Consider the following 15,648-nt stretch of genomic DNA (forward strand, 5'->3'; position numbering starts at 1 on the left):
CGGCGACCCGCGCCCACCGCACGAACGCGCGCGTCCTCATCACGAAAAGGTCCCGATCAGCCTGATCGGGGCCCGGTGGCTGGCCCCCGGAGACCGCGAGGGTCTAGGTTCCCCGACCATGACGACTCTGGAGAAGGAGCCGATCCCCGCGGCGCCGCAGGGCGAGCCGCTGGTCGTGCTGTCGGGGGTGCAGAAGTGGTTCGGCGCCCTCCACGTGCTCAAGGACATCGACCTCACCGTGCACCGCGGCGAGGTCGTCGTGGTGATCGGCCCCTCGGGCTCCGGCAAGTCGACGCTGTGCCGCGCCATCAACCGCCTCGAGACGATCGGCGAGGGCTCGATCACGCTCGACGGCCAGCCGCTGCCCGAGGAGGGCAAGGCGCTCGCCGGCCTGCGCGCCGAGGTCGGCATGGTGTTCCAGAGCTTCAACCTCTTCGCCCACAAGACGATCCTCGAGAACGTCACCCTCGGGCCGATCAAGGTCCGCGGCATCAAGAAGGCCGAGGCCGAGGCCCGCGCGCAGGAGCTGCTCGACCGCGTCGGGGTCGGCGCCCAGGCGGGCAAGTACCCCGCCCAGCTCTCCGGCGGCCAGCAGCAGCGCGTCGCGATCGCCCGGGCCCTGGCGATGGAGCCCAAGGTGATGCTCTTCGACGAGCCCACCTCGGCGCTGGACCCCGAGATGATCAAGGAGGTCCTCGACGTCATGGTCGAGCTCGCCCGCGGCGGCATGACCATGGTCGTGGTGACCCACGAGATGGGCTTCGCGCGCACGGCGGCCGACCGGGTCGTCTTCATGGCCGACGGCCAGATCGTCGAGTCCGGCACGCCGCAGGAGTTCTTCACCAACCCCAAGAGCGAGCGTGCGCAGGACTTCCTGGGCAAGATCCTCAAGCACTGACGACCCGCCGGGTCCGGCCCCCGACGACGGGGCACCCGGGGCCACCGGCACGTACGACGGGACGCGCGCTCGGGCGCCGCGACCTCGCAGCCCCATCACCCCATCACCCGATGACGGGCCCTCGCGGCCCTGGAAGTAGGAGAGATGCGACTCAGAAGGACGATGGCCACGATGACCGGCCTGGTGCTCGCCGCCTCGCTGGCCGCGTGCGGCGACGCCGGCAGCGACGAGGAGAACTCGGTCGACGTCGACGTCAGCGAGGACGCGGCGGAGAGCTTCGACGAGGGCACGCGCATGCGCGAGCTCGCCGAGCAGGGCACCATCAAGATCGGCGTGAAGTTCGACCAGCCCGGCATCGGCTACAAGGGCGCCACCGACGAGGTCCCGACCGGCTTCGACCCGCAGGTCGGCACGATCCTGGCCGCCTCGCTGGGCATCGCGGCCGACGACATCGAGTGGGTCGAGACCATCTCGGCCAACCGCGAGTCGTTCCTCGAGAGCGGCGAGGTCGACCTCGTCATCGCGTCGTACTCGATCACCGACGCCCGTCGCGAGGTCGTCGGCCAGGCCGGTCCGTACTACGTGACCGGCCAGCAGCTGCTCGTCCCCGCCGACAGCGACATCGCCGGCGTCGAGGACGTGCAGGGCCAGGAGGTCTGCTCGGTGACGGGCTCGACCTCGCTCGACAACGTGGCCGCCGAGGGCGCGCAGCCGCGCGGCTTCGACACCTACTCCGAGTGCGTCGACCAGGTCCGCGACGGCACGGTCGCCGCGATGACGACCGACGGCGCGATCCTGCTGGGCTACGCCGCCGAGGACCCCGACAACCTCAAGGTCGTCGGCGACCCGTTCTCGGAGGAGCGCTACGGCGTCGGCTACTCCATCGACGCCCCCGAGATGTGCGGCTGGATCAACGAGACCCTCGAGGAGTCGTTCGACGACGGCACCTGGGAGGAGGCGTTCAACAACACCCTGGGCGTCTCCCTCGACGAGGCCCCCGAGCCGCCCGCGCTCGACCCCTGCGCGTGAGGTGACGTGGCGGGTTCCCCGGTGAACCGGGGAACCCGCCACTTGTCGCGCGAAACTTTCACCCTGAAGTGGTGGGTTCCCCGGTGCACCGGGGAAACCGCCACCCCCCTGAACCGGAAGGAGGAGCCGCCGCGTGGAGGCGATCCTCACTGACTACGACCTCTACCTGAAGGGCTTCGCCCTGACGGTCGGGCTGGTGCTCGTCTCCGGGGTCGCGTCGCTGGTGTTCGGCGCCCTGCTGGCCGCCGCACGCGTCGGCCCCATCTGGGTGCTGTCCAAGGCCGCGAGCCTCTACGTGACGATCTTCCGCAACACCCCGCTGCTGATGGTCTTCATCTTCGTGGCCATCGCGATGCCGCGGATCGGCATCACCTTCAAGTTCGTCGAGGAGATCGCGGTCGGCGACTGGAGCATCTCGGCGTTCTTCTTCCGGGCCTGCGTCGCCCTGACGCTCTACACGTCGGCGTTCGTCTGCGAGGCGTTCCGCTCGGGCATCAACGCGGTCCCGCTCGGCCAGGCCGAGGCCGCCCGGGCGCTCGGGCTGACGTTCGTCCAGAACATGACGAACATCGTGATGCCGCAGGCGCTGCGTGCCGTCGTACCCCCGCTGACCAGCGTCTTCATCGCCCTGACGAAGAACACGTCGGTGGCGGCCGCGTTCGGCATCGCCGAGGCGACGTCGGCGATGCGCACCCTCGGCAACCGCTACGGCGACCAGGTGGTGGAGATCTTCTTCTTCATCGCCATCGGCTACATCGTCGTCGTCGAGCTGCTCGCCCTCGGCTCCTACGCGCTCGAGCGGCGCTGGAAGGTGGCGGCCCGATGAGCGCCGGAGTCCTCTTCGACGCCCCGGGCCCCAAGGCCCGGGTGCGCCACCGGATCTACACGGTGCTCTCCGTGCTGGCGCTCGCCGGCGTGCTGGCGCTCGTGCTGCTGCGCCTGGCCGACAGGGGCCAGCTCGAGTACGCGCTGTGGGAGCCCTTCGTCACCCCCGCCTACCTCGAGGTCATCCTCGACGCGCTGCTGCAGACGCTGAAGATGGCGTTCGGCGCGATCGTGCTGGCCATCGTCTTCGGTGTGCTCTTCGGCATCGGGAAGCTGTCGGACCACGCCTGGCTGCGTTGGCCGTCGTGGGCGGTCGTGGAGTTCTTCCGCGCCGTCCCCGTGCTGCTGCTCATGACCGGCCTGTGGCTCGCGTTCTCGATCGGCGACGGGCCGCTCAGCCCGTTCTGGTGCGTCGTCATCGCCCTGACGCTCTACAACGGCTCGGTGCTCGCCGAGGTGCTACGCGCCGGCATCAACGCGGTGCCCGCCGGGCAGGTCGAGGCGGCGTACGCCCTGGGTCTGCGCAAGTCGCAGGTCATCTGGCTCGTGCAGCTGCCGCAGGCCGTGAAGATCATGCTGCCCGCCCTGGTCAGCCAGTGCGTGGTGGCGCTGAAGGACACGAGCCTCGGCTACTACATCACCGCGCCGGGCCTCACCGCGGTCATGCGGCCGATCTACCTGGAGTTCCAGAACCAGGTGCCGACCGCCATCGTCATCGCGAGCATCTACATCCTCGTCAACATCCTGCTGACGCTGCTGGCGACCTGGCTGCAGCACAAGCTGGTCGGCGAGCGCAAGCAGCTCGACGTGCCGATGGTGGGCGCCGGGACGACGGCTAGGACCTGATCGTCCGAGACACGTACGACGAGGGGCCCCGCACCTGGGCAGGTGCGGGGCCCCTCGTCGTACGGGCGGGTGGGCTCAGCGCTTCTTCGGCGTCACCCAGAGGCGGATGACGCCCTCGATGACGACGGTGCCGTCGGCACGCACGCCGCGCACGCGGACCGGGAGGTCAGGGTCGTCGCCCGTCCACTGCTCGGGGTCGGTCTCCGCGATGCAGCGGATGTCGCTGTCCGCCTTGGCCGTGTAGGCGACGTCCATGCCCTTCGGGATCCACCGCTTGTCGGCGGGGATGGTGACCTCGGCGAGCGCGCCCATCGCGGCCTCGAGGCCGTTGCACAGGGCGATCGCGTGCACGGTGCCGATGTGGTTGTGCACGCCGCGGCGCTTGGGGATGCGCAGCTCGGCGTAGTTGGGCCGCAGCTCGGTGAACCGCGGGCGGATCGTCGCGAAGTAGGGCGCCTGCTGGCTGAACGCCAGCGAGAAGACCCGCTTGCCCAGCAGCGGGCCGACGACGGGGAGCGAGGTGGTCTGCTTCCACAGCTGGAGCACGTTGGCCATGCGGGCCACCTTACTCGTCGGTAACCGCGCGCGTCACTCCCCCGGTCCGTCCGCGCCGCCGGGCCGCGTCGCGACCACGAACACCCGCCGGAACGGCAGCACCACGGCCGGCTCGCCGCCGACCTCGGTGGTGGGGTACGCCGCCCGCAGGGCCGCGCGGAACTCCTCGGCGAACCGCTCGCGCAGGTCGACCGGCAGCGCCTCCAGCGTCGGCCGGGCGCCCGTCGAGCGCACCCAGGCGAACACCGGGTCCTCGCCGCGCAGCACGTGGAGGTAGGTCGTCTCCCAGGCGTCCACCTGCGCCCCGGCGGCGGCGAGCACCTCGAGGTACGTCGCCGCGTCGTGCGCCGCGGGCACGTCGACGCCGCGGGTGTGCTCGCGGTACGGCGCGCGCCCGGCCAGCTCCGCGCGCAACACGTGACTGGGCTCGGCGAAGTTGCCGGGCACGCCGAACGCGAGCGTGCCGCCCGGCGCCACGCGGGCCAAGAGCTCCGGGAGGAGGTCGAGGTGACCGGGCACCCACTGCAGCGTCGCGTTGGAGACGAGGACGTCGACGGGGCGCTCGGGCCGCCAGGTGCGGACGTCACCGACCGTGAACCTCAGCCCGGCGGTGACGAGCTCGGCGCGCGCCCGGTCGATCATCTCGGGCGAGGAGTCGACGCCGACGACCTCCGCCCGGGGCCAGCGGCGGGCCAGCAGGGCGGTGAGGTTGCCGGGGCCGCACCCGAGGTCGACGACGCGGTCGGGCGCCTCGGCCCGCACCCGCGCCAGCAGCTCGACGAAGGGCCGGCCGCGCTCGTCGGCGTACTGCAGGTAGCTGGTGGGGTCCCAGGGCACGGCGGTCTCCTCGCGTCGACGGTCGGTCCACCGTCCGCCCGAAACCTCTTGATGTCAAGATTCTCGACGGGCGGTACCATCCTCCCCATGCGGGACGAGGTCGACGAGCTGGTCGAGGCGTGGGCGCGCGAGCGCCCCGACCTCGACCTCGCGCCCGTCGAGGTGTTCAGCCGCATCAGCCGCCTGGCCCGCCACCTCGACCTGGCGCGGCGCAAGGCGTTCGCCGACCACGACATCGAGACGTGGGAGTTCGACGTGCTGGCCGCGTTGCGGCGGGCGGGCGCGCCGTACGAGCTCTCCCCCGGCCGGCTGCTGCGCGAGACGCTGGTGACGAGCGGGACGATGACGAACCGCGTCGACCGTCTCGTCGCCCGCGGCCTCGTCGACCGCCTCCCCGACCCGCACGACCGCCGCGGCGTGCTCGTGCGACTCACCCGCGAGGGCGGCGCCGCGGTCGACGGCGCCTTCGAGGCGCTGCTGGAGGCCGAGGCGACCCTCGTCGCGGCCCTCCCCGCCGGCGAGCGCGAGCGCCTCGGTGCGCTGCTGCGCGAGCTGATGCGCCCGTTCTCCTGAGGCGCCGGGGCGCGGTACGCCGGGGGTCCAGGTGGGCGGGCCAGCAGACCGGTGGTTGAGGTGGGCGCGCCAGCGGCCCTCGAAACCACCAGCGCATCCCGGGCGTGGTTTCGAGGGGTTGCCAGAGCAACCCACCTCGACCACCAAGCGGGGAGCCGGCGTCAGCCGAGCAGGTCCGCCGCCTCGAGCCACTCCATCTCGAGCTCGTCCTTCTCCTGTGCCAGGGCCTGGAGCCGCGCGCTGACGGCGGCGAGGCGCTCGTAGTCCTGCGCGTGCTCCAGCGCCTCGGCGTTGAGCGCGGCCTCCTCCTGGGTGAGGCGGGCGAGGCGCTTCTCGACGCGGGCGACGGTCTTGCGGGCGGCGCGCTCCTCGGCGCCGCCGACCTTCGCCTTCGCGCCGTCGGCCGCGGCGGCGGGAGGGGCTCCCGCCGTACCCCCGCCGGAGGCGGCGGCCGCGGCGGCGCGGGCGTCGGCGTCGCGGCGCTCGAGGTACTCGTCGACGCCGCGGGGCAGCATCGAGATCTTCCCGTCGCCGAGCAGGGCCCAGGTGGCGTCGGTGGCGCGCTCGAGGAAGTACCGGTCGTGGCTGACCACGACGAGCGTGCCGGGCCAGCCGTCGAGGAAGTCCTCGAGCACCTGCAGGGTCTCGATGTCGAGGTCGTTGGTGGGCTCGTCGAGCAGCAGCACGTTGGGCTCGCCGAGCAGCAGGCACAGCAGCTGGAACCGTCGCCGCTCGCCACCGGACAGGTCCCCGATGCGCGCGGTCAGCCGGTCGCCGGTGAACCCGAAGCGCTCCAGCATCGACGTCGCGGTGATCTCGCCGTCGGCGGTGCGGGTCACGCGCCGGATGTCCTCGACGAAGGGCAGCACCCGGGCGTCGGGGTCGAGGTCGTCGAGCTGCTGCGTCAGGTGCGCCAGCGCGACGGTGCGACCGCGCTTGACCCGGCCCTTCTGCGGCTCGAGCGTTCCCGCGAGCAGCGACAGCACGGAGGTCTTGCCGGCGCCGTTGACGCCGACGATCCCGAACCGGTCGCCGGGCCCGATGCGCCACGTCGCCTGGTCGAGCAGCACCTTCTCGCCGCGGCGCAGGTCGACGTCCTCGACGTCGACGACGTCCTTGCCGAGCCGCTGGGTGGCGAAGCGCTGCAGGGCGATGCTGTCGCGCGGCGGCGGCTCGTCCTCGATGAGCGCGTTGGCGGCGTCGATGCGGAACTTCGGCTTCGAGGTGCGCGCCGGCGCGCCGCGGCGCAACCAGGCCAGCTCCTTGCGCGCGAGGTTCGCCCGGCGCTGCTCGTTGACCGCGGCCTGGCGCGACCGCTCGGCCCGGGCGAGGGTGAACGCGGCGTACCCGCCCTCGTAGACGTCGACGACCCCGTCGTGCACTTCCCACGTCCACTCGACGACGGCGTCGAGGAACCACCGGTCGTGCGTCACGACCAGCAGCGCCGACGGCAGCCCCACGAGGTGGCGCGCCAGCCAGGCGACGGCCTCGACGTCGAGGTGGTTGGTGGGCTCGTCGAGCACGAGCAGGTCGTGGCGGTCCAGCAGCAGGGCGGCCAGCGCGCAGCGGCGCCGCTCACCGCCGGACAGACCCACGACCGGGCGGTCGAGGTCGACCCCGGCGAGCAGCACCTCGACGACCTCGCGGGTCGTGGAGTCGGCGGCCCACTCGTGGTCGAGCCGGCCCTGCAGAACGGCCTCGCGCACGGAGTGGGTGTCGTCGAGCTCGTCGCCCTGGTGGAGGTAGCCGATCTCGATGCCCCGCGTCATCGACACGCGGCCGGTGTCCGGCTCCTCGAGGCCGGTCAGCACCTCCAGCAGCGTCGTCTTGCCGTCGCCGTTGCGCCCGACGATGCCGATGCGCTGGCCCTCGCCGACGCCGATCGACACCTCCGACAGCAGGGGGCGCACGCCGTACGACTTGGAGACCCGCTCCAGGTTCACGAGGTTCGGGACGGCCATCAGACGTACTCCACCCGGTGCACGCCCGCGACGGGGCCGGTGGCGACGAGCACGACGTCGTACGCCGCGCGCAGCCGCTCGGCGACCTCCCGGGCGTGGTCGGCGTCGGTGCACAGGAACACGCAGGTCGGGCCCGAGCCCGAGACGATGCCGCGCACCGCGCCCGCCGCCTCGCCCGCCTCGAGCACGTCGACGAGGTCGGGGCGCAGGTCGAGCGCCGGCAGCTGGAGGTCGTTGTGCAGCACCTGGCCGAGCAGCTCCGGGTCCTGCGACGCCAGCGCGGCGATGACGCGGTCGGGCACGACGACGCCCTCCGCGGCCGCGTCGGGGCGCAGCCGGTCGTGGTGGGCGAAGACCCGCGGGGTCGAGAGGCCCTCCCGCGACGGCACGACCACCCACCACCAGGTCGCGTCGACGATGGCCGGGTCGGCGTACGGCGCGACCTGCTCGCCGCGCCCCACGCCCGCGGCCGTGCCGCCGAGCAGGCAGAACGGCACGTCGCTGCCCAGCTCCGCCGCGATGGCGAGGAGGTCGTCGTCGGGGGTCTGCAGGTCGTGCAGGCGGTCGAGCGCCACGAGCGTCGCCGCGGCGTCGGCCGAGCCGCCCGCGAGCCCGCCGGCGACCGGGATGTCCTTCTCCACGTGCACGTCCGCGCGCAGGGTGCGGCCGTGGTGGGCGCCGAGCAGCTCGGCGGCGCGGTGCACGAGGTTGGTGCCCGGCGCGAGCGGTACGGCGGAGCCGTCGACGTGGTCGGACGCCGTCAGGTCCAGCTGCACCGGCACCGTGCCCGAGCCGCCGGGTCGGGCGGTCACGTCGTCGTACAGCCCGATGGCCTGGTAGACGGTCGCGAGCGGGTGGTAGCCGTCGGGGCGGGGGGCGCCGACGGCGAGGTAGAGGTTGATCTTCGCCGGGGCGCGCACGGTCACCGACCGGCCGTCGCCGTGGGCGGTGCGGGCGCTCATGCGGGGTCTCCCGGGGGGTCGGGGTGGGGCTCGGGGTGCGGCTCGGGGTGCGGCGCGGGGGCGGTCAGGGCGAGGCCCTCGGCCACGCGGGCGAAGTCCTCGACGCGCAGCTGCTCGCCGCGGATCGTGGGCTCGACGCCGGCGTGCGCGAGGGCGGCCTCGATGCGCTCGGTGGAGCCGGCGAGACCGCGCAGCGCGGCCCGCAGCGTCTTTCGGCGCTGGGCGAAGGCGGCGTCGACGACGGTGAAGACCTCGGTGCGCGATGCGGTGGTGACGGGCGGCTCGCGCCGCGTCCAGGCCACGAGGCCGGAGTCGACGTTGGGCGCCGGCCAGAACACGTTGCGCCCGACCGACCCGGCGCGCCGCACGTCGGCGTACCAGGCGGCCTTGACCGAGGGCACGCCGTACGTGCGCGAGCCCGGCCCCGCCGCGAGCCGGTCGGCGACCTCGGCCTGCACCATCACGAGCCCGCGCTCGAGCGAGGGCAGCAGGGCGAGCAGGTGCAGCAGCACGGGCACCGAGACGTTGTAGGGCAGGTTCGCGACCAGGGCCGTCGGCGCGTCGCCGGGCAGCTCGGTGATGCGCAGGGCGTCGGCGGCCACGACCTCGAACGCGTCGGCCTGGGCCGGGGCGAGCTCGGCGATGGTGGCCGGCAGCCGCGCCGCCAGCACCTCGTCGAGCTCGATCGCCACGACGCGCCGCGCGACCCCGAGCAGCGCCAGCGTGAGCGACCCCAGGCCGGGGCCCACCTCGACGACGATGTCGTCGGCGCCCACGCCGGAGTCGCGCACGATGCGGCGCACCGTGTTGGGGTCGATGACGAAGTTCTGCCCGCGCTGCTTCGTGGGCCGCAGGTCGAGCTCGGCGGCGAGGCGACGGACGTCGGCGGCGCTGAGGAGTCGCGGAGCGCCGGCCGTGGTCACGGGGGCCACCCTACGAACCCCGGGCCCCGGGCGGCTCGGCGCCCCGTGGGCCGGGGACACCCGGGTACGACGCGAGCCGCCGCCGACCGGTGGGGTCGGCGGCGGCTCGGCGTCGTGGAGCGGTGAGGTGCTCGGGTCAGCGGGGCAGGCCCAGCTTGTTCGCGCAGCTCGGCCACGCGCCGTACCCACCACGGTCGTCGCGCAGCTTGGTGGCGACGCGGATCTGCTCCTCGCGGCTGTTCTCGTGCGGGTAGCCCGAGCCGCCGTAGGCGCGCCAGGTCTGCAGGTTGAACTGCAGGCCGCCGTAGTAGCCGTTGCCCGTGTTGATGGCCCAGTTGCCGCCGGACTCGCACTTGGCGAGCCGGTCCCAGGTCGAGGAGCCCGAGGCGTAGTTCGAGCCGCCGGCCGGGGCGGAGGGCGACGAGGACGACGACGAGCTCGACGGGGCCGGGGTCTCCACCGGGCGCTCCTTCGTGCCGACGCGGATCCGCTCGGTGACCGGGGCGGCGGTGACGCGCGAGGCGGTGACCTGGCGCTCGACGCCGCGGCCGTTGCGCAGGGTGACGAGGTAGGTCACGTCCTGGGCGCCGTCGCGACCGGCCTGCTCGACCTCCTCCTCGCCCTCGAACAGCGACGGGTCCTCGACCTCGACGGTCTCGTGCGGGACGACCTGGTCGGGGACGGTGACCTCCTGCTGCGCCCAGCGGGTCACGGTGATCGTGCCCCCCTCGGCGACCGGGGTGTCGACCGCGGGGACGACCGCGTCGGTCTCGGCGAGCTCGATGCCGAGCTGCGCGAGCACGTCGCCGACGGTCAGGCCGGCCACCTGCTCGGTCACCGGGGCGTCGGGGCCGACGACGAGGGTGAGGGTCTTGGGGGTGACGAGCTCCAGCGCCATGCCCTGGCGGTCGATGCCCGCGCTGCGGCTGGCGGAGAGCTGCGCACCGTCGGCGGTCAGGCCGATCTCGGCGAGGGCGCTGTCGACGTCGCGGGCGAGCACCCAGTGGGTCTCGGTCGCGCCGTCGACGGTGAGCTCGAGGGGACGGGCGTAGCGGACGCTGATCCGCGCGCCGTCCTCGACGTCCTCGTCGACGCTGGGGGCGACCTGGTCGCGGTCGCCGACCTCGACGCCCTCGCTCTCCAGGACGTCGCCGACCGACCCGCCGAACGCGGACACGGTCCGCTCCTGGCCGTCGACGCTGAGCGTCACCGTCTTGCTGAGGGCCGCGTAACCCGCGGTGGTGCCGGCCACCGCCAGAACCACGACCGCCACGAGGGCGGCGATGAACCCACGACTGCGGACGAACCGGGCGAGATCGCCGCGGCCGCCGCTCGAGCTGAGAAGCTGCACAACACTCCGAACGCTGATCTGTCCGGTCCTCGAACGTCGGCGCACCCCAGGCCGCAGCGGACCGCGCGCGGGATCCGGGGGCGCGCACGCCGCCGGGCCACGTCGTGGACCGTCTGGACCTGTCGGGCCGACTGGGGGAGTAGCGATCGACCACAGCGGTTGTCTGCCCGCGGTGGCGGCCGCGAGCCGCACCCTGCGCCGGCTGGACGTGACGTCCGATCCCGGCTGACAAGAACTCGACCATAACCGCCGTGGTGGCCTGAGCCAATCCGCCGTCCCACGATGGAACGCGGCTCACACGGCGGGCCGGGGGCCGGGCAGGGGCTCGGGCAGGGGTCAGGCCCCGGCTCGGGTGCCCTCTCCCCACGGCCCGCCGAAGGCCGCGAAGGTGTTGCGCTCGATGGCTGCGCACAGCTCGCCGAGGTCGTCCCCGCGGGCCTGCGCCATGGCCCGCACGGTCACGGGCACCAGGTAGGAGGCGTTCGGCCTCCCCCGGTACGGCGTGGGCGTCAGGTACGGCGCGTCGGTCTCCACCAGCACCCGGTCGGCCGGCGCGACGACGAGGGCCTCGCGCAGGTCGGCGGCGTTCTTGAACGTCACGGTGCCGGCGAAGGAGAGGTGCGCGCCGCGGTCGAGGCAGGCCCGCGCGAAGGCGGCGTCGCCGGAGAAGCAGTGCATCACCCAGCGGTCGGGGGCGCCCACGGCGTCGAGCACGTCGAGCACGGCCGCGTGGGCGTCGCGGTCGTGGATGACGAGCGTCTTGTCGAGCCGCTTCGCGATGTCGACGTGGCGGGCGAAGCTCTCCCGCTGCACGTCGAGGCCCTCGGGCCCGGTGCGGAAGAAGTCGAGACCGGTCTCCCCCACCGCCCGCACGTCCGCGTGGGCGGCGGCGAGCCGCTCGATCTCGTCCAGGGCCTCGTCGAGGCGCCCGGCGGCGGCCAGGAGGGGGGCCTCGTTCGGGTGGAGCGCGACGCCGGCGACGAGCGCGTCGTACCGCTCGGCGGCGGCCACGGCCCAGCGGGCGCCGGGCAGGTCGCAGCCGATCTGCACGATGCGGGGCACGCCCACCGCGGACGAGGCCGCCAGCGCCGCCTCGACGCCCAGCCAGTCGTCGCCGCCCGGTCCGTCGGCGATGTCGAGGTGGCAGTGGTTGTCCACGACGGGGTGCGGCAGGGGCTCCGGGGCCGGCGGTCGGCTGCGGTCGCGGCGCGCGCCCTGCTCGGTCGCGGCGGCCCGGGAGCGGGTGGGGCCGTCGGGCGTCGTGGAGCGGTGGGGCCCGTCGGTCACGGGCGCCCGCCCGCGCTGCCGACGCGCTCGAGGACGGCCTCGGCCAGCGCCTCGGGGGCGTGCTCGGGGATCCAGTGGCTCACCCCGGTGAGCACGACGAGCTCGTACTCGGCGTCGACGTACTCCCCCGACATCTCGACGCCGGCGCGGTCGACGGCGGTGTCGCCGTCGCTCCACACGAGCGTGGTGGGCACCTTCACGCGGCGCGCGAAGCCACCGCCGCCGGAGAACGGCAGGCCGCGGTAGTAGCCGACGCCGCCGGGGAACGCGCCGTACTCGAGGATCTCGCGCCGGAACCGGGCGAGGTCCTCGGGCCGCATGCCGGCGTGGGCCAGGATCCGCTCCAGGTCGCGGGGGCGCTTGGCCGCGAGCAGCTCGGGCAGGGCGGGCAGCTGGAACATGCCGATGTACCAGCTGCGCAGCAGCTGGGGGCTGCGGAGGCCGGCCTTGCTGAACGCGCCCGGGTGGGGCACGGAGACGGCGGTGAAGGTGCGGATGCGGTCGCCGTGGGCCGCGGCGACGCCCCAGCCGATCGCCGAGCCCCAGTCGTGGCCCACGAGGTGGACCTTCGCCCCGGCCTCGCCCAGCGCGTCGAGCAGCGCCAGGACGTCGCCGACGAGCTTGTTGAGCGTGTACTGCTTCCGGCCGTTCGGCCGGGCGCCCGGCGAGTAGCCGCGCTGGTCGGGCGCCACCGTGCGGTAGCCCTGGGCGTGCAGCAGCGGCGCCACCTGGTCCCAGCACGACGAGCGCTGGGGGAAGCCGTGCAGCAGCACGACCACGTCGCCGTCGAGGGGACCGGAGTCCACGACGTCGAAGGTGAGGCCGTCGTTGGTGAAGGTGGTCACGCGCTCCGCGATCATGCGGTCGAACCTACCGGGGTGGGCCCGCCGGGGTCAGCCGCGGTGGACCGCGTCGTACACGACCCGCTTGGGCACGCCGGCCGCCTCGGCGACCTCCTTGATGGCGTCCTTGCGGGCGGTGCCCATCTCCTCGCGCTCGGCGACGGCGGCGCGGAGGCTGTCGGGGTCGGCCGCCACGCTCGCGCCGGCCACCACGCCCTGCACGACGAGCGTCACCTCGCCCCGCACGCCCTCGCCGGCCCAGGCGACGAGGTCGGCGAGGGGCCCGCGCCGTACCTCCTCGTGGGTCTTCGTCAGCTCGCGGCACACGGCCGCCGGCCGGTCGCCGCCGAAGGCCTCGGCGAGCGCGGTCAGCGCCGCCTCGGTGCGGTGCGGGGCCTCGAAGAACACCATCGTGCGCTCCTCGTGGGCCAGCACGGCGAGGCGGCGGGCCCGCTCGCCGGCCTTGCGCGGCAGGAAGCCCTCGAAGCAGAACCGGTCGACCGGCAGCCCCGAGACCGCGAGCGCGGTGAGCACGGCGGACGGCCCGGGCACCGCGGTGACGGGCACGCCCGCCTCGACGCAGGCCGCCACGAGCCGGTAGCCGGGGTCCGACACGCTCGGCATGCCCGCGTCGGTCACGAGCAGCACCCGCTGCCCGGCCTGCAGCGCCTCGAGCAGCTGGGGGGTGCGGGCCTGCTCGTTGCCCTCGAAGTACGACGTCACGCGGCCGCCGACCTCGACGCCGAGGTCGCTCGTGAGGCGGCGCAGGCGCCGGGTGTCCTCCGCCGCGACCACGTCGGCGCGGGCCAGCTCGGCGACGAGCCGGGGCGACGCGTCGTCGGGCCGGCCGATGGGCGTGCCGGCGAGCACGAGCACGCCGCCCGACGTCACCGGGCCCGACGTCACTGGGCTCGACGTCACCGGGCCCGACGCCGGCTCGGGCGTCACGACGTCACCTGGGGGGAGTCCACACCGGCGATCATCCCAGGACGCCGTCCGTAGAGTTCACCCCCGTGACGATGCCGACCCTGCCGCGCGTGCGTCCCCGCGCCGTGGCCCCGCCGGCCGTCACGCGGGCGCTCGCCGGGTGGGGGACGCGGTGGGGCGGCTGGCTGCCCGCCCTCGCCGTCTTCGCCCTCGCCCTGCTGCTGCGCCTCTACCACCTCGGCACGCCGCGGGAGTTCTCGTTCGACGAGACCTACTACGCCAAGCACGGCTGGTCGCTGCTCAACCACGGCTACGTGCGCGACTACCCCGACAGCGCCGACGAGTCGATCCTCGACGGCGACACCGACGTGTGGCTGGACGCGCCCGAGCTGATCGTCCACCCCGAGGTGGGCAAGTGGATGATCGCGCTCGGCGTCCGCGTCTTCGGCATGGACCCGTTCGGCTGGCGCATCGCCGCGGTCGTCGCCGGCGCGCTGATGGTGCTGGTGATGTGCCGCCTGGTGCGCCGGATGACGGGCTCGACGCTGCTGGGCTGCACCGCGGGCCTGCTGCTGACCTTCGACGGCATGCACTTCGTGCTCTCGCGCCTCGCCCTGCTCGACATCTTCCTGGCGCTCTTCCTGCTCTGCGGCGTCGCCTGCGTGGTCAACGACCGCTACTGGCTGCGCGCGCGGCTGGCCCGGCTCGTCCCGGAGCGGCCCGGCGACCCGGGCGCCGCGCTCGACCCGCTCGACGGGTCGCGTCGCTGGGGCGCGTCCGGCCCCGTCCGCGCCCTGCTGTGGCGCCCGTGGCTGCTGGCCGGCGGCGTCGCCTGGGGCCTCGCGGTCGGCACGAAGTGGACCGCGCTCTACCCGCTGGCCGCCTTCGGCATCCTCGTCTGGGTCTGGAGCGCCGGCGCCCGCCGCATGTTCGGGGTACGGCGCTCGCTGGTGCGCGCGGCGCTCGTCGACGGCGTGCCGGCGTTCGGCTACCTCGTGCTGGTGGCGCTCGCGACGTACGTGCTGAGCTGGACCGGCTGGCTGCTCCACGCCGACGAGCAGGAGGAGGCGTTCTCCTCCACGCAGTACACCCAGTTCGTCGCCGCGGCCACCGACTGCGACGACCAGGCGACCCTGGACGCCGACCGGCGCTGGCCCACGGCCACCGAGCCCGACGCGAGCGGGCCCGGCGAGGTGGTGCAGTCACTGCGCTCGCTCTGGTACTACCACCAGGACCTCTACGTCTTCCACACGCAGTTCCTCAACTGCTCGACGCACCCCTACCAGTCCGACCCGGTCGGCTGGCTCGTGCTGAACCGGCCGGTCGGGGTGCACGCGGAGAACGGCATCGAGCCCGGCGACCAGGGCTGCACCGCCGCCGAGGGCAGCACGTGCCTGCGCCAGGTGCTCATCCTCGGCACGCCGGTGCTGTGGTGGGCCGGGGCGCTGGCCCTCGTGGCCGCGCTCGGGCTGTGGGCGGCGGCCCGCGACTGGCGCTACGGCGTCGCCGTGGTGGGCGCGGGCTCGACCTGGGTGCCGTGGTTCTTCAACGACGACCGGCCGATCTTCCTCTTCTACGCGATGGCGATCCTCCCCTTCACCGTCATCGCGCTGACCCTCGTGCTCGGCCGGCTCGTCGGCCGCTCGCCGCACCCCACCCCCCGTCGTACGGCGGGGGTCGTCCTCGCGGGCGCCGTGGTCGTGCTCGTCGTCCTGAACTTCGCGTGGTTCTGGCCGATCTACACCGACCAGCTGCTGACCCGCAGCGAGTGGCTCGACCGCATCTGGTTCGACCGCTGGATCTAGGCGGCCTCCCCCCGCGCGCCGGTTGAC

15 protein-coding genes are annotated in these 15,648 nt (G+C 73.9%); 6 read left to right on the forward strand and 9 right to left on the reverse strand.

Translation table 11 applies throughout. From position 1 onward, the window contains the following. The first annotated feature begins 118 nt into the window (after positions 1-118). The 4 genes from ACOACO_RS00185 to ACOACO_RS00200 all read left to right on the forward strand — a co-directional run bounded on the left by ACOACO_RS00185 (position 119) and on the right by ACOACO_RS00200 (position 3,598). Positions 119-898 carry an amino acid ABC transporter ATP-binding protein gene (locus ACOACO_RS00185; RefSeq protein WP_420294249.1) on the forward strand — a complete coding sequence of 260 codons (780 nt, stop codon included), beginning with the start codon at positions 119-121 and terminating at the stop codon, positions 896-898. Between the two features lie 162 nt (positions 899-1,060). Then, positions 1,061-1,927: a glutamate ABC transporter substrate-binding protein gene (locus tag ACOACO_RS00190; RefSeq protein ID WP_420294250.1), complete on the forward strand. Its 867-nt coding sequence runs from the start codon at positions 1,061-1,063 to the stop codon at positions 1,925-1,927. A gap of 133 nt (positions 1,928-2,060) precedes the next feature. Beyond that, positions 2,061-2,753 (forward strand): amino acid ABC transporter permease, encoded by a 693-nt coding sequence (locus ACOACO_RS00195; protein WP_420294251.1) that lies wholly within the window; start codon positions 2,061-2,063, stop codon positions 2,751-2,753. After that, positions 2,750-3,598 (forward strand): amino acid ABC transporter permease, encoded by an 849-nt coding sequence (locus tag ACOACO_RS00200; RefSeq protein WP_420294252.1) that lies wholly within the window; start codon positions 2,750-2,752, stop codon positions 3,596-3,598. The genes ACOACO_RS00195 and ACOACO_RS00200 overlap by 4 nt, the downstream gene beginning before the upstream one ends. Positions 3,599-3,673: 75 nt before the next feature. On the opposite strand, the gene ACOACO_RS00205 is transcribed toward ACOACO_RS00200, so the two are convergent. Together ACOACO_RS00205 and ACOACO_RS00210 are read right to left on the reverse strand one after the other, a co-directional pair. Next, positions 3,674-4,153, reverse strand: a complete 480-nt coding sequence (locus tag ACOACO_RS00205) for a hotdog fold domain-containing protein (protein ID WP_420294253.1) — start codon at positions 4,151-4,153, stop codon at positions 3,674-3,676. A gap of 33 nt (positions 4,154-4,186) precedes the next feature. Beyond that, positions 4,187-4,990: a methyltransferase domain-containing protein gene (locus ACOACO_RS00210; protein ID WP_420294254.1), complete on the reverse strand. Its 804-nt coding sequence runs from the start codon at positions 4,988-4,990 to the stop codon at positions 4,187-4,189. A gap of 87 nt (positions 4,991-5,077) precedes the next feature. Between ACOACO_RS00210 and ACOACO_RS00215 the strand changes: the two genes are divergently transcribed. Then, entirely contained in the window at positions 5,078-5,563 is a 486-nt protein-coding gene (locus tag ACOACO_RS00215) for a MarR family winged helix-turn-helix transcriptional regulator (RefSeq protein WP_420294255.1), read from the forward strand. A gap of 161 nt (positions 5,564-5,724) precedes the next feature. Here ACOACO_RS00215 and ACOACO_RS00220 read toward each other — a convergent pair whose 3' ends face one another. The 7 genes from ACOACO_RS00220 to rsmI all read right to left on the reverse strand — a co-directional run bounded on the left by ACOACO_RS00220 (position 5,725) and on the right by rsmI (position 13,765). Then, positions 5,725-7,524, reverse strand: a complete 1,800-nt coding sequence (locus tag ACOACO_RS00220; RefSeq protein WP_420294256.1) for an ABC-F family ATP-binding cassette domain-containing protein — start codon at positions 7,522-7,524, stop codon at positions 5,725-5,727. Next, complete coding sequence (locus tag ACOACO_RS00225; RefSeq protein ID WP_420294257.1) at positions 7,524-8,486, reverse strand: 4-(cytidine 5'-diphospho)-2-C-methyl-D-erythritol kinase; 963 nt, start codon at positions 8,484-8,486, stop codon at positions 7,524-7,526. Before ACOACO_RS00225 ends, ACOACO_RS00220 begins: the two co-directional genes overlap by 1 nt. Then, positions 8,483-9,409: a 16S rRNA (adenine(1518)-N(6)/adenine(1519)-N(6))-dimethyltransferase RsmA gene (gene rsmA, locus ACOACO_RS00230; RefSeq protein ID WP_420294258.1), complete on the reverse strand. Its 927-nt coding sequence runs from the start codon at positions 9,407-9,409 to the stop codon at positions 8,483-8,485. Before rsmA ends, ACOACO_RS00225 begins: the two co-directional genes overlap by 4 nt. A 136-nt stretch (positions 9,410-9,545) precedes the next feature. Further along, on the reverse strand, positions 9,546-10,661 hold the full coding sequence (locus tag ACOACO_RS00235) for a transglycosylase family protein (RefSeq protein ID WP_420294259.1): 1,116 nt from the start codon (positions 10,659-10,661) through the stop codon (positions 9,546-9,548). Positions 10,662-11,096: 435 nt separating this feature from the next. After that, the gene (locus tag ACOACO_RS00240; RefSeq protein WP_420294260.1) at positions 11,097-12,047 is read right to left on the reverse strand and encodes a TatD family hydrolase; all 951 of its coding nucleotides are present in this window, start codon (positions 12,045-12,047) and stop codon (positions 11,097-11,099) included. Continuing rightward, the gene (locus tag ACOACO_RS00245; RefSeq protein ID WP_420294261.1) at positions 12,044-12,907 is read right to left on the reverse strand and encodes an alpha/beta fold hydrolase; all 864 of its coding nucleotides are present in this window, start codon (positions 12,905-12,907) and stop codon (positions 12,044-12,046) included. The genes ACOACO_RS00240 and ACOACO_RS00245 overlap by 4 nt, the downstream gene beginning before the upstream one ends. Positions 12,908-12,940: 33 nt before the next feature. Then, positions 12,941-13,765 (reverse strand): 16S rRNA (cytidine(1402)-2'-O)-methyltransferase, encoded by an 825-nt coding sequence (gene rsmI, locus ACOACO_RS00250; protein ID WP_420296268.1) that lies wholly within the window; start codon positions 13,763-13,765, stop codon positions 12,941-12,943. 143 nt (positions 13,766-13,908) lie between these two features. Between rsmI and ACOACO_RS00255 the strand changes: the two genes are divergently transcribed. Then, positions 13,909-15,621 carry a dolichyl-phosphate-mannose--protein mannosyltransferase gene (locus ACOACO_RS00255; protein WP_420296269.1) on the forward strand — a complete coding sequence of 571 codons (1,713 nt, stop codon included), beginning with the start codon at positions 13,909-13,911 and terminating at the stop codon, positions 15,619-15,621. The last annotated feature ends 27 nt before the right edge of the window (positions 15,622-15,648 follow it).

Origin of the sequence: Nocardioides sp. CPCC 205120 (assembly GCF_048654585.1) — a bacterium.
Taxonomy (GTDB): Bacteria; Actinomycetota; Actinomycetes; order Propionibacteriales; family Nocardioidaceae; genus Nocardioides.